Raw genomic sequence first — 14535 nt, forward strand, 5'->3', positions numbered from 1 at the left:
CCGTATCCTTTCTACAGGAAGGATTGTTTGAGAATAGTGAATGTGAGTGATTTGTGAATGTAGAATGGTTCACGCCGGCTTCCGATACGTCTGTTGCGCATCGAACAGCGGCTTGCTGCCGTCATCGGCAAGCGTCACCTTGCCGTCGTTCAGTCCCACCGTCCGATAAAAGCAAGAACGTCTGCCGGTGTGGCAGGTTGCGTCGTGACCCTGTACCTTGACGGTCAACCATATCGCATCCTGGTCACAATCCGTGCGCATCTCGACAACGCGCTGGAAATTGCCGGAGGTCTCGCCCTTCTTCCAGAGCGCATTGCGCGAACGCGACCAATAATGGGCAATGCCGGTTTCCAGCGTCAGCGCCAGCGCCTCGGCGTTCATATGCGCGACCATCAAAAGCATGCCGTCGCCGGCGTCGGTGACGACGACCGTCACGAGGCCAGCGGCATCGAAGCGCGGAGAAAAGACGGTGCTTTCCTCCAGCGCTTTCTTATCCGTTGGAGCGTCAGGAAATTTGAGCGCGGACATGGCCGGTCCTTTTTTGTGTTTTGGGCCGGCACCGCCGGCGGTCAGCCGCGCACCATGGTGACGAAGCGCACCTGTTCCTCCGGCGTGTCCTTGAAGACGCCGGTGAAGGTCGAGGTGAGCGTCGTCGAGCCCTGTTTGCGGATGCCGYGCATGGCCATGCACATATGCTCGGCCTCGATCATGACGGCGACGCCGCGCGGGTTGAGCACATCCTGGATGACGCCGGCGATCTGCGCGGTCATCGCCTCCTGGGTCTGCAGGCGATGCGCGAAGATGTCGACGACGCGCGCGATCTTCGACAAGCCGACGACCTTGCCGTCCGGCAAGTAGCCGACATGCGCCTTGCCGATGATCGGCACCATGTGATGCTCGCAATGGGAATGGAACTTTATATCCCTGACGATCACCAGGTCGTCATAGCCGGCCACTTCCTCGAAAGTGCGGCCGAGCTCTTCGGCCGGGCACATGTCGTAGCCGTTGAACATCTCGCGGAAGGCCTTGGTGACGCGCTTCGGCGTGTCGACAAGGCCTTCGCGATCAGGGTTGTCCCCCGTCCAGCGCAAAAGCGTGCGCACGGCGGCTTCCACCTCGGCCTCGCTCGGCCGGTCGGTAACCGGCTTCTCCATGTAGGAGGAAGGGGGCATGAGTTTCTTGATGACGGCATCCATAAAGGCGTCTCCCGTAGTCCCACTCAAAGGTGGGACGAGTTGAACGGACCACGACCTTTCGGGTGAAACTCGCCCGGTTTCCAGCCCGTAAGCGGCGTGAACAGATGAGCAATGACAATGGCTTGAGGCTGCCTTGTCGATGCCCGACTGCCAGCATTATATATGGTCGTGCAGAGCGAAAGGAAGACACAACAGCGGCAAAGGCTGTTCGCTCGGCGGCGACGGATTGGAAAAATATGATTGACGACGTCTACAATACGAAAATTCTGGGCTTCGCTGGAAACATAGCCCGGATCGGCCGTCTCGATCACCCCGACGCGACCGCCAGGGCGCATTCGAAATTGTGCGGCTCGACCGTCACCGTCGACCTCAAGATGGACGGCGATGTGGTGACCGACTTCGCCCATGACGTGAAGGCCTGCGCGCTCGGCCAGGCTTCCTCCTCGATCATGGCCCAGCATGTGATCGGCGCGAATGCCGACGAATTGCGCGCCGTGCGCGAGACAATGCTGAAGATGCTGAAAGAAAACGGCGCGCCGCCGGAAGGCCGCTTCGCCGACTTGAAATATCTGGAGCCGGTGCGCGACTACAAGGCGCGCCACGCTTCGACCATGCTGACCTTCGACGCTGTGGTCGACGCGATTGGCCAGATCGAGAAGAAGCGCGCCGGACAGGCCGCCTGAGAGCCACGATCTGAAAAGCTCGTTGCGTTCCCGGTTCAAAGCCCACATTTAACACATTAAACAAGCAGGAAACTGCATGGAGAAGTGCGGATGGGCGACCATCCTCGGCATGCGCATAGCGTCCGGAGGCTTCCGCGCGGACGCAACTGGCAGGGACCTTGGCGCAAGACGCCGGGGCGGGTCCTCGGCACGTCACTGGTGCGGCTCTACCAACTGACGCTTTCCGGCTTTGTCGGCAACAGCTGCCGGCATCTGCCGACCTGCTCCGAATACGCGCATGAGGCGATTGCGCGTCATGGCCTTTGGGCCGGCGGATGGATGGCGCTGTTCCGGGTCTCGCGTTGCGGACCCTTCGGAACGCATGGCATCGACCGCGTGCCGGAGACACTTGCCCAGCGCTATGTCTGGTTCATGCCTTGGCGGTACTGGCAGATCGGCAAGAAACGCGACGAGACTGACGGCTGATCGCACCGACATTCGCAGGCCTGTTTACGATCCGGTAGGGTTAACACCAAGCTGCACAAACGCTGCGAATTTGAGACAAAATCGGGACAAGACGCCTCGCTAAGCCGCCCCTCGTTATCCCTTTCAGGAGTGAGCTTCGCATGCGCCAGATGGACCGCTATCCCTTCATAATTGCCATTGTCCTCTTCCTTCTGGCCTGGATGCTCGRCCTGCCGATCCGGGCGCAATCGGCGCCGCTCGAGGACATCCACTGCACGCTGATCCAGGACTCGGAAAGCGGCGCGACGCTTTACCAGGACGGTGTCTGCGACCGGCGCGCCAGCCCGGCGTCAACCTTCAAGGTGCCCTTGGCATTGATCGGCYACGATGCCGGAATCCTGAGCGATCCGCATACGCCGAGCTGGGACTACAAGCCCGAGTTCAACGCCGTGAAGCGCGACCGCAAGACCGTCGATCCGACGATCTGAGAGCGCGATTCCATCATCTGGTATTCGCGCGAGATCACGCGGCGGTTGGGAGAGGACCGTTTCGCCGGCTATGTATCGAAATTCGGCTACGGCAATGCGGATGTCTCGGGTACCGCCGGCAAGAAGGACGGCCTGACCAATTCCTGGGTGGATTCCTCGCTTGAAATCTCGCCTGTCGAGCAGACAGCCTTCCTGTGCCGGCTGCTTGCCGGAAAGATGCCGGTCTCGGCGAAGGCGCATGAGATGACGAGAGCGATCATCCCGAGCTTCAAGGCAGGGGACTGGACCGTGCAGGGCAAGACCGGCAGCACCGCGCTCGACAAGAACATGCGGTCGCTCGGCTGGTTCGTCGGCTGGGCCGAGAAGGACGGCCGCAGGATCATCTTCGCCCGGCTGGTTGTCGACGGCACGCGCGGCGACAAGCCGAAGGGACTGGCGACGCGGGCAGCATTCCTGAAGGATTTGCCGCATCTGGTGAAGTGAGGCTCGTCGGATTTCGGTAGAAGCAATGCGTGGCGGACCTCCCACGCGCGATGCCAAGGGCCCAGAAAACGCTATGGCGTCCGCAGCGGGCGACGATATTGCTGCTTCCGACCCTTCATCTCATCCAAACCGAGGTGGGCGAGGGCTTTACGACGACAATTCCCGGCAGCGGCTCTTTACCTGACGCGACACTGCCTCTAAAACCGCGCCCGCCGGCCGTCGTCCATGTGATTGGCGCCTCCGGCTAACCTCTGCATGCCATAGCGCAATATTGCGACATGCGTTCACCACCCGCGCTCGTTTGCGGGACTGGATAGGAGAACTCTGATGCTGAATTCCGTTTCCCTGACATTTCCCGATGGCTCCGTCCGCGACTACGACGCGGCGATGACCGGCGCCGGCCTTGCCGAATCGATCTCCAAGTCGCTGGCCAAGAAGGCCGTGGCCTACGCGATGGACGGCACCGTTCGCGACCTTTCCGATCCGCTGGGCAAGTCGGGCAAGGTCGAGATCATCACCCGCGACGATCCGCGCGCGCTGGAACTCATCCGTCACGATGCAGCGCATGTGCTGGCCGAGGCCGTGCAGGAGCTCTGGCCGGGAACGCAGGTGACCATCGGGCCGGTGATCGAGAACGGGTTCTACTACGACTTCGCGCGGAACGAGCCGTTCACGCCGGAGGATTTCCCGGCGATCGAGAAGAAGATGCGCGAGATCATCCAGCGCAACAAGCCGTTCACCAAGGAAGTCTGGTCGCGCGACAAGGCGAAGAGGGTCTTCGCCGAAAAGGGCGAGCGCTACAAGGTCGAGCTGATCGACGCCATTCCCGAAGATCAGGACATCAAGATCTACGCGCAGGGCGACTGGTTCGACCTTTGCCGCGGTCCGCACATGGTTTCGACGGGGCAGGTCGGCAACGCCTTCAAGCTGATGAAGGTGGCGGGTGCCTACTGGCGCGGCGATTCCAATAACCCGATGCTGACGCGCATCTACGGCACCGCCTGGGCCGACCAAGCGCAGCTCGATGCCTATCAGACGCTGCTGGAGGAGGCCGAGAAGCGCGACCACCGCAAGCTCGGCCGCGAGATGGACCTGTTCCATTTCCAGGAAGAGGGGCCGGGCGTCGTCTTTTGGCACGCCAAGGGCTGGAAGATGTTCCAGAACCTGGTCAACTACATGCGTCGCCGCCTCGACGAGCACGGCTACCAGGAGGTCAACGCGCCGCAGGTGCTGGACAAGAGCCTGTGGGAGACCTCCGGCCACTGGGGCTGGTATCGCGACGCGATGTTCAAGGTGACGGTTGCCGGCGACGATACCGACGACGACCGCATCTTCGCGCTGAAGCCGATGAACTGCCCGGGCCATGTGCAGATCTTCAAGCACGGGTTGAAGTCTTACCGCGAACTGCCCGTGAAGCTTGCCGAGTTCGGCAATGTGCACCGCTACGAGCCATYGGGCGCGCTGCACGGCTTGATGCGCGTGCGCGGCTTCACGCAGGACGATGCGCATATCTTCTGCACCGAGGAGCAACTGGCCGCGGAATGCCTGCGCATCAACGATCTGATCCTGTCGACCTATGCCGATTTCGGCTTCGACGAGGTCGCCGTGAAGCTGTCGACGCGGCCGGACAAGCGCGTCGGCACCGACGAGGCGTGGGACCATGCCGAGGCTATCATGAGCAATGTGCTGGAGACGATCCGCACACGCTCCGGCAACCGCATCAAGATCTCGATCAATCCGGGCGAGGGTGCTTTCTACGGTCCGAAGTTCGAATATGTGCTCAAGGATGCCATCGGCCGCGAATGGCAGTGCGGCACCACGCAGGTCGACTTCAACCTGCCGGAACGGTTCGGCGCCTTCTATATCGGTTCGGATTCGGAGAAGAAGCAGCCGGTCATGGTGCACCGCGCGGTGTGCGGCTCGATGGAACGCTTTCTCGGCATCCTGATCGAGAACTATTCCGGACACTTCCCGCTGTGGTTCGCGCCGCTGCAGGTGGTGGTGGCGACGATCACGTCCGATGCCGACGAATATGCGATCAAGGTCGTCGAGCGGCTCAAGGCGGCGGGCCTGCTCGCCGAGTCCGACCTGCGCAACGAGAAGATCAACTACAAGGTGCGCGAGCATTCGCTTGCCAAGGTTCCGGTCATCCTCGTCTGCGGCAAGCGCGAGGCGGAAGAGGAAACCGTCAATGTCCGCCGGCTGGGCTCGCGCGACCAGGAATCGCTGAAACTGGCCGAAGCCGTGAAACTGTTGGCCGACGAGGCGATCTCGCCGGACCGCAAGCGCCGCGCGGCCTGAATTGCTCAACCTCTCTTGAAGCGCGTCGCGCTGCGACGCGCTTCAAGTCTTTCGTTTTGATGCATATCGCCCAAAACCGCTGCATAGTTTTGGGCGGACATTATCGGAATGGCGGTCGCATGGTCCACCGCCATTTTCACACGCCTGTCACGCCAACCCTGTAACGAGCCGACATGCTCAAGCTGAAACTGCGGGAAAGGCCGTTTCCCGAGCTCTCCTACGCCAACCAGCATCAGCCGATGCTGACCCGGTGGTTCATCCATTCCGTCGAGGGTCTGTCAGGCCGCGACCGCTTTGCCGTGCTCTATGACTTCTGGCGCCGCCAGGTGGCACCGACCGGCGAGCGCGTGTTCAGCCGTATGCTGGAACTGATCGACGTCAGGGTGCGCAATGCCGGCCATTGGCCGCCGCCGGCGTTGCCGGACACGCCGCTGGTGATCGTCGCCAACCATCCCTTCGGCATCGGCGACGGCATCGCCGTCCTGTCGCTGGCCGAACAGCTCGGCCGTCCGTTCCGGGTCATGATCCACAAGGATCTGCTCAAGATCCGTGAGATGGAGGCCTATTCGCTCCCGATCGATTTTTCCGAGACCAAGGAAGCGCTTAAGAACAACATGGCGGTGCGCCACGAGGCGGTGCGGCTGTTGAAGGAAGGCGTCACCATCGTGGTCTTCCCGGCAGGCGGCGTCGCCACGGCGCCGAAAGGCTTTGGCCGGGCGATCGACCTGCCGTGGAAAATGTTCCCTGCCAAGCTGATCCAGGAGGCCAGGGCGTCCGTGATCCCGATGCATTTCTCCGGCCAGAACGGCCGTCTCTTCCATCTGGTCAGCGGGCCGATGAACATGGCCGAGCGCGACAACCGCGTGGCGAAATTCGTCGGCAAGGCCTCGCTGACGCTGCGCACCTCCTTGCTCATCCGCGAATTCGCGCGCCTGTCCGGCAAGGCGATCGAGGTGCGCATCGGCGATGTACTCAGATGGAGCGATCTGGAGCCCCTGCGCGACCGCAAGGCCTTGCTCGACCGGCTCTATCGAGCGGTCTTCGATCTTGCTCCCGCGGCCGCGCCGCGCGGACGCGTGCCGTTCCTGCCCAAGCGGATGCGCAAGGCTGCCTGACGGGAGCGATCAGTCCGCGCCTTCCTCTGGATCGATGGCGGACGATTCGTTGGCCACAACCTCGATTTCCTGGTTCTGGCCGGCCACCACAGTGAAGTCCTTCTGGTAGATGCGGTCGCGGTTCTTGGCGATGATGGTGTACTGGCCTTCGGCCAGCACCATCGAGGCGAAGGCACCGACGGCCTCCTTGATCGGATCGCCGGATTCGTTGAGCAGCGACCACGAGGTGTCGGCGATGRCCTCGCCGCCGGGGTCTCGCACCAGCTTCATCGTCATCTCGGCCGCGCGGTGCTCGACGGTCGCCTCGGTCAGCTTGCCGGCCTCGACACGGATGTCGGACCGGATCACGGCGTTCACCGCGCCATAGGTGGAGACGACGTGGTAGGTGCCGGCATTCAGACGCACCACAGAGTTGGGCGCGACATCGGGAGCGATCAGCGCGCGGTCCCCGTTCGGCTCGACCCGCCCCTCATAGATTGCGAAACGAAGTTTCTTCGGCGGGATATGCGCGCCGCCGGATGTCACGGYGTCGAGCTTCAAGCCGCCGGCGTCGAGGACGAGGTTCTCGCGCTTGGCGTCCTTGCCGACGGTGATGCGCTTGGTGGCGCCCGCCCGCCCGTAGGAAGCATGAACAAGGTAGCTGCCGGGATCGAGCTGGAACACCGCCGTGCCGCCATGCGCGGACGCCACCATCGGCAGCTTGCCGTCGCTGGAGGGTTCCGGCTTGAACACCCGCCAGACGATGCCGCGGGTGATGTCCGCGCCCTTGTCGGTCAATTGCGCTGAAAGGGTGATCGCGCCGCCACTGCCGAGCGCCTGCGATCTCTCGCTCTTCGGCGTGGCATAGTTCGAAATGCCGGGCAGCTTCAGTTTGTCGACGTCGTTGGCGTTCTGGGCCAGCGCGAAGGTAGCCTGCACCGCGAACAGCGCAGCGACCAGCCAGATCACGACAAGGCGCAGGATCCCCTCAAACATGCCTTGCGTTGAAGCCCAAGGCGGTGGCAATTTCAAGRCTCAAGAGCCCACTGCATTCCGGCATGGCCCTTTATCCGGCGCAAATGCGTCACCRCCAGAGCCGCCCGACCTCCCGATGGCGCGCTTCAGCTCAAAATTTGAATGTTTCAGGAGAACTTGCGCCCATGGCGTCGCCGATCATCGACTTCCTGCTGACCCGCAATTCCGCGCCGATTCCCGATCTCAAGGCACCGGCGCCGAGCGATGCGGAGATCGCCACCATGATCACGGCCGCCTCGCGCGTTCCCGATCACGGCCGGCTCGAGCCCTGGCGGTTCATTCTCTACCGTGGCGAGGCGCGGGTCGAGATCGGCAAGAAGCTCGCCGCGCTTGCCGAGCAGCGCGAGGGGCCGCTGCCCGAGGGACGGCGCAACCAGGAGCTGGCGCGCTTCTCGCGCGCGCCGCTGGTGATCGGCGTGGTGTCGGTGCCGAGGGAGAATCCCAAGATCCCGCAATGGGAGATGTTCCTGTCGGGCGGAATGGCGGCTATGAATCTGATGATCGCGGCCAACGCGCTGGGCTATGGCACCAACATGATCAGCAACTGGTATTCCGACGTTCCGGAGGGCAGGGCGATCCTCGGGCTGTCGCCGCAGGAGCGCGTCGTCGGCTTCGTCCATATCGGCTCCTATCAGGGGCCGGCGCCGGAGCGGCCGCGGCCCGATCCGGCGAAGCTCTATGCCGACTACAGCGGGCCATGGGCCGGCTGACATGTTCTACGAGCCTTCGAAGGGACATGGCCTGCCGCACGATCCGTCGAAGGCGATCGTCGCACCCCGCCCCATCGGATGGATCTCGACGATCGACAGGGAAGGCAAGCTCAATCTCGCTCCCTATTCCTTCTTCAACGCTTTTTCGACGCGCCCTTTCATCGTCTGGTTCTCATCCGAAGGCCAGAAGGACAGTGCAACGGTCGCGGCCGAGACGGGCGAATTCGTCGCCAATCTCGTCAGCCGCGAGCTCGCCCAGAAGATGAACCGCACGGCCGTCGATGCGCCGCGCGGCGTCAGCGAATTCGGTTACGCCGACCTCGCCATGGCGCCCTCGCGTCTCGTTGCGCCGCCGCGCGTGGCCGAGGCGCCCGCGGCGCTCGAATGCCGGGTGACAGAGATATTCCGGCCACGGGCGCTGGACGGCACAGAGACCAGCGCCATTGTCGTTGCCGGCGAGGTCATTGGCGTCCACATCGACGACGCCTATCTCAAGGAGGGCGTGTTCGACGTCGTCAGGGCCGGCAATGTCGCCCGGCTCGGCTACATGGACTATGCCAGCGTCAATGAGATCTTTTCGATGCGGCGACCGCGCTGGGCGAAGGAATGACCGGAGGGCATTCGCGAAAGGCAAATCATGGTCGCGAAACTGGTTGTCCAGACATTCCTGTGGTTCGGCTTCATGGGCGCGCTGCTCTTCCTGTCGGCCGGAACGCTCCATTGGCCGGGAGCCTGGGTCTATCTGGCGCTGATGGTGGGGCTCAGCCTGACACTGGGCGTGGCGCTGGTCAGGCGCGATCCCGGGCTGATGAATGAGCGGCTGAGCCCGCCGATCCAGAAGAACCAGGCGGCGGCCGACAAGATCCTGCTCTCGATACTGCTTATTGGCATCTTTGCATGGCAAATCCTGATGGGCCTCGACTTCCGCTTTGCATGGTCGGCCGTTCCGATATGGCTGCAGGCGATCGGCGCGATCGTCCTGCTGGTCAGCATCTGGATCTGCTACCTGACGATGCTGGAAAACAGCTTCGCCGCGCCGGTTGTGAAGATCCAGGGTGAACGCGGCCAGAAGGTGATCACCACCGGCCCTTACAGCTATGTCCGCCACCCGATGTATGCCGGCACCATCCTGTTCTTCGCCGGCACGGCGCTGCTGCTCGGCTCCTGGTGGGGGCTGGCATCGGTGCCCGTCTTCACCGCGCTTCTCGCCATCCGTACCTTCATCGAAGAAAAGGCGCTGCGAACCGGCCTGCGCGGCTATGACGACTATGCGGCGAATGTCCGCTACCGGCTGATCCCGATGGTCTGGTAGCGGGTCAGGCAGAAATCCCAGCGGCTTTGGCGCGGGCGAGCAGCCGTTCGGCAAGCCGCAGATGCGGCCGGTCATACATCTTGCCGTCGAGGCCGACCACGCCCGGATTTCCGGCCGCCGCAAAGGCGTCGACGATCGCTCGCGACCGCTCGACGGCCTCGGCCGACGGCGTGAAGGCGGCATTGATGACCGGCACCTGCGCCGGATGGATCGCCATCTTGCCGGTAAAGCCGTCGCGCTCGGCCTCCCGGCACTCCGCCTCAAAGGCGGYCATGTCGCGGAAATCCGGAAACACGGTGTCGATCGCAGCGATTTCCGCCGCGCCGGCCGCCAGGATGGTCATGGTGCGTGCCAGGCGAAAGACGTCGGTGTAGCGGCCATTCTCGTCGCGTGCCGTACGCGCGCCGATCGCCGCCGACAGGTCCTCGGCGCCCCAGGTCAGGCCCGCAAGACGCGCGCTTGCTCCGGCATAGCTTGCTGCCGCCAGCGCTCCGGCTGCTGTCTCGGTAATGATCGGCAGGATCTTTATGCCGCCGTCAGGCAAGCCATTTTCGGCTTCGTGAACCCGAAGCTTCGCCGCCAACTGCTGGACGTCCTGGCCGTTGTTCGACTTCGGCAGCATGATTCCATCGGGTTTTGCCGGGACAAGTGCCGCGAGGTCGTCGTCGGTCAGGCCGGTCGACAGGTCGTTGACGCGCACATAGATGGCGGAGCCCGTCTGCTGCCTTTGGCTTGCGATGAAGCGCGCCGCGACTTCGCGCGCCGCCGCCTTGTTGGCGGCGGCCACGGAATCCTCCAGATCGACGATGACAACGTCGGCGCCGGCGCCAAAGCCCTTTTCGAGCTTGCGCTCGGAATCGCCGGGCACGAAAAGCAGCGAGCGCATCAGGCTGYCTTCTTCATCATCATCGCCTGCCTTGTGCATTTGGCGACGAGCACATCGTTCTGATTGTAGGCGCGATGCTCGAACTCGACGATGCCGCGATCCGGCTTCGACTTGGACTCGCGCACCGAAACGACCGTGGTCTCAACCCGGATGGTGTCGCCATGGAAAACTGGATGCGGAAACACCGTTTCCTTCATGCCGAGATTGGCGACGGTGGTGCCGACGGTGATGTCGTTCACCGAGATGCCGATCATCAAGCCGAGCGTAAAGAGCGAATTGACCAGCGGCTTGCCCCATTCGCTTTTGGCGGCGAAGTCGAAATCGATATGCAGGGGCTGCGGGTTCAGCGTCATAACCGAAAAAAGCATGTTGTCGCTTTCGGTGACGGTCTTGCRCATCGTGTGCCGGAAGACGTGACCGACGACGAACTCCTCGAGATAAAGCCCGGCCATGCTCGATTTTCCTCCGCTTGCGGCCGGTTGATAGGCGCTGCGCTTCCCGCCCGCAAGCCAGTTAATAAACATGGTGAACCGTTCGTAAACCATTTCCAGCCTAACCTTTTCAACGGGGCCGGGGGAACGTTCCGGCAAGGGCGCGGCTGGTCGGCATGGTTGTTTCGCATTTTCTGAAATGGATCGATACGGCAAGGGTTTCCGAGCGCGCCGCGGCGGCCAGCGCGCTGGCCCGCGCCTACATCAATTCCCACCTGCCGTTTGAGGATCGCTGCGCCGCCGAGGCAGCGCTCACATTCCTGCTCGACGACGTCTCCGCCAAGGTCCGGCAGGCGCTTGCCGAAGCGCTGTCGATGAGTCACCACGCGCCGCCGCAGGTGATCAGCGCGCTGGCCTCGGACCAACCGGAAGTGGCGGCTCTGGTGCTGGCGCGTTCGCCCTTACTTACCGATGCCGATCTCATCGACCGCGTCGCCTGCGGCCAGAAGGCGACGCAGAAGCTCATCGCCAACCGTCCGGTCGTCTCGATGTCGCTTGCCGCCGCGATCGCCGAGATCGGCGAGCCGGAAGCCTGCGCCACGCTGGTCGCCAACAGCGGCGCCGACATTGCTTCGCTGAGCTTCCGCCGCATGGCCGAAAGGCACGGTCACCTGCCGCTGGTGCGCGAGGCGCTGATCGCCGACGCACGGCTTCCCGCCGACTGCCGGCATATGCTGTTGGTCAAGCTTGGCGAGACGCTGAAAGGTTCGCCGCTGGTTCTGGCGCTGATGGGGGCAGCACGTGCCGATCGGGTGATGCGCGACGCTTGCGTGAAGGCTTCCGTGACACTAATCGAGGGCACGCGGGCCGAGGAACATGCCGCGCTTATCGAGCATCTGCGGCTGCGGGGGGATCTCACCGCAAGCTTCCTTATCCGCACCATCGCGCATGGCAAGGTCGACTTCTTCGGCTCGGCGTTGGTGGCGCTGGCCCAGCAGTCCGAGCAGCGGGTGAGGGCGCTGCTGGCCGGCGGGCACGACGTGGCGCTGCAGGCGCTGTTCCGCAGCGCCGGTCTCGCCGCTGCTACCCACGGCATCATCCTGCGCGCGCTGAAGGTCTGGCGCGAGGTCGCCAACGGCAAGCGCGTCGCCGGCGTGCAGGAGGTGAGCTGGCTGATGCTGAAGGAACTCGGAGGGCAGTCGGCCGAGGGTGATCTCGCCGGGCTGGTGAAGTCCATCCATCTCGACGCGCTGCGCGAAAATGCGCGCGGCCATGCGCTGGCGATCGCTGCAGCGTAGCCCTCAGGCGCGGCCCCTGGCGAAGAAATCCGGATAATCCTCCATCGCCGCGGCGATGATGCGCAGCGAGGCCGCGACCTGCAGCATCCCGGGCCGGTCGCTGCGCTCGGCGATGCTGGCCGCATATTGCCTCGCTACGGCCACGGTCGATGTCTGCGGCTCGCCATGTCTCCTGAACAGCAATTCCCGCGCCAGGCCGCGCAAGAAATTGCCGATGGATTCCACAGTCTCGCGCGGAACGCCGGAATTCTGCGGCGCATTGCGCAACCGCAGCACTTCGAGGCCGACGGTGACGGCGGYGATGCTGCCGCCCAGAATGGGATCGCCCTTCCTGCCTGTACGCTGCAACTGCGGCATCAACTGGTTGATCCGGTCATAGGCCAGGCTTTCGAAGGCCGAACGCCGGGGAACGCGCTCATGCAGGCAAAGGCGCGCCAAATCCTCCCGCATCGATTGCGCGATGCGCTCGACGGTTACCCAGGGGTTGGCCGGCAGCACGACGATGAAGACGCCAATGGCAATCAGGATGCCGACCAGGATTGACGCCGACCCGGCAAAGAACGGCCCGGGATCGTAGATCATCAGCTGGTGCGGACTGAGGAAGGCTAGGAAGTTGATTGCGAAGGCGGTGGCGACGCCGACATGGCGCGGATTGGCCATGCCGAGCGCCGCCGGCACCATGATCGGCACGACAAAGAGCGTGAACCAGCCGAAGCCCGGCAGCGCGGGCAGCGCGATCTGGCCGACGAGAAAGGCGAAGGGCAGCGCCAGCAGCGTTCCAGTAAAGAAGCCCCAGGCGGACTGGACCGGATCGGGACGCGCCGCGAACAGGCTGGAGACGACGGCAACGAGGATGACGGTGCCGGCGGTCTCTGACCATTTGGTCGCCAGCCAGAAGGCTGCCACCAGGAGCGTGGCGAGTGCGGCGCGAACGGCATTGCGCCAGGCGGCATGGTAGTCGCGATGGACCACCAGCGCCGGCTGCCGCCGCTCGCGGGAAGGTCTTGAAGCCGGCGAGCGAAGCGCATCAAGGCCACGCATCACCTGGCTCAGCGCCTCCGCGAAATCGGCGGCGATGGTGAGGCGGGTGATGGTGCCGACCCTGTCTTCGCCAGGTTCGGCGGGCGCTGCCGGCGTCTCCCGCGCCTTGGTTGCGATCGCATCAAGCCGCGCCAGCCAGGGGGTGGTGTCGTCGAGCGCGCTGGGYGTCGCCGCCAGCTCGCCGACCAAGGTTTTCAACTCGGCGCGCACGGGAATGAGCGATGCGTTCTTCGGGGCGGCGTGGGTATGCAGCGCGCGCGCCGCGGACAGCGCCCACAACAGCTGTCCGATCGTGCGCCGGACCGGATGGGCGCGCGTGGCGAAGCTCGGCGCCTCCAGCCGCGCATAGGTGCGCATCTCGGCGAGCGTCTGGGCATCGGTGATCAGCTTGCGCTGCAGGGCGGCAAGGCTTGCCGGATCGCCGCCGGAAAAGGCGCCTCCGGCATAGTCGGCGAGATCGAAGATGCTGCGCTTCAATCTCGAAATGATGGCGTCCGCCGCGAGCTTCGGCAGGATCAGCCGGCTGGTGACGCCGGCGCAGACGATGCCGAGCACGATCTCGGCACAGCGCGCGATGGCGAGATCGACGACGAGATGCGGCTGTCCGAAGGCCGGCAGGCTGATGATCATCGCCGTATAGCCGGCAAGAGCAGCGCCATAGGCTTCCGGATTGCGCAGCAGCGATGAGACCAGCGTACAGATGCCGATCCATAGTGCCAGCGCGGTGACCAGCAGCCAGGGATTGGTGCCGAAGAGCGAAGTGATGCCGATCGCTGCGAGGCCGCCGGCCAACGTGCCGAGCAGCCGGTAGAAACCTTTCGCCAGCACCATGCCGGCCACCGGCTGCGCAACGATGAACACCGTCATCATCGCCCACTGYGGATGGTCGAGCTTGAGGGCGTAGGCGRCAAGCAGCGCGATCAGCCCCGCCGAAACCGTGCGCAGGGCGAAGATCCAGTCCGAGCGCGTGGGCTGCGTCAGGCCAGTCAACGGGATCTCGACAAGCTCTTTCAGACGCGTCCAGGTCACATCCAAGTCTCCCTAAAGCGCGTCGCGCTGAAACGGATTCAGGCGGCGCGCTCTAAGTCCTTGTTTTGCCGCATATCGGAACACTTCCGGGCGACATGCATTGG

General features: G+C 63.8%; 14 protein-coding genes and 1 pseudogene. 9 read left to right on the forward strand and 6 right to left on the reverse strand.

Annotated features, from left to right (window positions below):
• Positions 1–69: 69 nt before the first annotated feature.
• A complete protein-coding gene (gene hisI, locus ORS3428_RS09320; RefSeq protein ID WP_071096707.1) occupies positions 70–528 on the reverse strand; it encodes a phosphoribosyl-AMP cyclohydrolase in 459 nt (152 codons plus the stop codon).
• 41 nt (positions 529–569) lie between these two features.
• Complete coding sequence (folE, locus tag ORS3428_RS09325) at positions 570–1196, reverse strand: GTP cyclohydrolase I FolE (RefSeq protein ID WP_071096709.1); 627 nt, start codon at positions 1194–1196, stop codon at positions 570–572.
• A gap of 236 nt (positions 1197–1432) precedes the next feature.
• On the opposite strand from folE, the gene ORS3428_RS09330 reads away from it, so the two are divergent.
• The 5 genes and pseudogenes from ORS3428_RS09330 (at position 1433) to ORS3428_RS09350 (ending at position 6710) form a co-directional block, all read left to right on the forward strand.
• Positions 1433–1879: an iron-sulfur cluster assembly scaffold protein gene (locus tag ORS3428_RS09330; RefSeq protein ID WP_071096711.1), complete on the forward strand. Its 447-nt coding sequence runs from the start codon at positions 1433–1435 to the stop codon at positions 1877–1879.
• Positions 1880–1969: 90 nt separating this feature from the next.
• The gene (yidD, locus tag ORS3428_RS09335; RefSeq protein ID WP_071096713.1) at positions 1970–2344 is read left to right on the forward strand and encodes a membrane protein insertion efficiency factor YidD; all 375 of its coding nucleotides are present in this window, start codon (positions 1970–1972) and stop codon (positions 2342–2344) included.
• A 140-nt stretch (positions 2345–2484) separates the two neighbouring features.
• Positions 2485–3294, forward strand: a pseudogene (blaOXA, locus tag ORS3428_RS09340) (class D beta-lactamase).
• 327 nt (positions 3295–3621) lie between these two features.
• Positions 3622–5595, forward strand: coding sequence for a threonine--tRNA ligase (gene thrS / locus ORS3428_RS09345; protein ID WP_071096715.1), 1974 nt, complete (start codon positions 3622–3624; stop codon positions 5593–5595).
• A gap of 173 nt (positions 5596–5768) precedes the next feature.
• A complete protein-coding gene (locus ORS3428_RS09350; protein WP_071096717.1) occupies positions 5769–6710 on the forward strand; it encodes a lysophospholipid acyltransferase family protein in 942 nt (313 codons plus the stop codon).
• A gap of 9 nt (positions 6711–6719) precedes the next feature.
• Here the strand turns inward: ORS3428_RS09350 and ORS3428_RS09355 are convergent, their stop codons facing one another.
• Positions 6720–7685, reverse strand: coding sequence for a hypothetical protein (locus tag ORS3428_RS09355; protein WP_071096719.1), 966 nt, complete (start codon positions 7683–7685; stop codon positions 6720–6722).
• Positions 7686–7849: 164 nt separating this feature from the next.
• Between ORS3428_RS09355 and ORS3428_RS09360 the strand changes: the two genes are divergently transcribed.
• From ORS3428_RS09360 to ORS3428_RS09370, 3 genes are read left to right on the forward strand one after another with little or no spacing between them, the layout of a single operon-like run.
• Entirely contained in the window at positions 7850–8434 is a 585-nt protein-coding gene (locus ORS3428_RS09360; protein ID WP_071096721.1) for a nitroreductase family protein, read from the forward strand.
• A 1-nt stretch (position 8435) separates the two neighbouring features.
• A complete protein-coding gene (locus ORS3428_RS09365; RefSeq protein ID WP_071096723.1) occupies positions 8436–9044 on the forward strand; it encodes a flavin reductase family protein in 609 nt (202 codons plus the stop codon).
• Between the two features lie 27 nt (positions 9045–9071).
• Positions 9072–9746, forward strand: coding sequence for a methyltransferase family protein (locus ORS3428_RS09370; RefSeq protein ID WP_071096725.1), 675 nt, complete (start codon positions 9072–9074; stop codon positions 9744–9746).
• A 4-nt stretch (positions 9747–9750) separates the two neighbouring features.
• Here the strand turns inward: ORS3428_RS09370 and ORS3428_RS09375 are convergent, their stop codons facing one another.
• Positions 9751–10632, reverse strand: coding sequence for an HpcH/HpaI aldolase/citrate lyase family protein (locus ORS3428_RS09375; RefSeq protein ID WP_071096810.1), 882 nt, complete (start codon positions 10630–10632; stop codon positions 9751–9753).
• Positions 10632–11084, reverse strand: coding sequence for a MaoC family dehydratase (locus ORS3428_RS09380; protein WP_071096808.1), 453 nt, complete (start codon positions 11082–11084; stop codon positions 10632–10634). The genes ORS3428_RS09375 and ORS3428_RS09380 overlap by 1 nt, the downstream gene beginning before the upstream one ends.
• A 155-nt stretch (positions 11085–11239) precedes the next feature.
• On the opposite strand from ORS3428_RS09380, the gene ORS3428_RS09385 reads away from it, so the two are divergent.
• Entirely contained in the window at positions 11240–12361 is a 1122-nt protein-coding gene (locus ORS3428_RS09385; protein ID WP_071096727.1) for a DUF2336 domain-containing protein, read from the forward strand.
• A gap of 3 nt (positions 12362–12364) precedes the next feature.
• On the opposite strand, the gene ORS3428_RS09390 is transcribed toward ORS3428_RS09385, so the two are convergent.
• Positions 12365–14431 carry an FUSC family protein gene (locus ORS3428_RS09390; protein WP_071096811.1) on the reverse strand — a complete coding sequence of 689 codons (2067 nt, stop codon included), beginning with the start codon at positions 14429–14431 and terminating at the stop codon, positions 12365–12367.
• Between the last annotated feature and the right edge of the window lie 104 nt (positions 14432–14535).

The sequence above is a fragment of the Mesorhizobium sp. ORS 3428 genome (genome assembly GCF_001854785.1).
Taxonomy (GTDB): Bacteria; Pseudomonadota; Alphaproteobacteria; order Rhizobiales; family Rhizobiaceae; genus Mesorhizobium.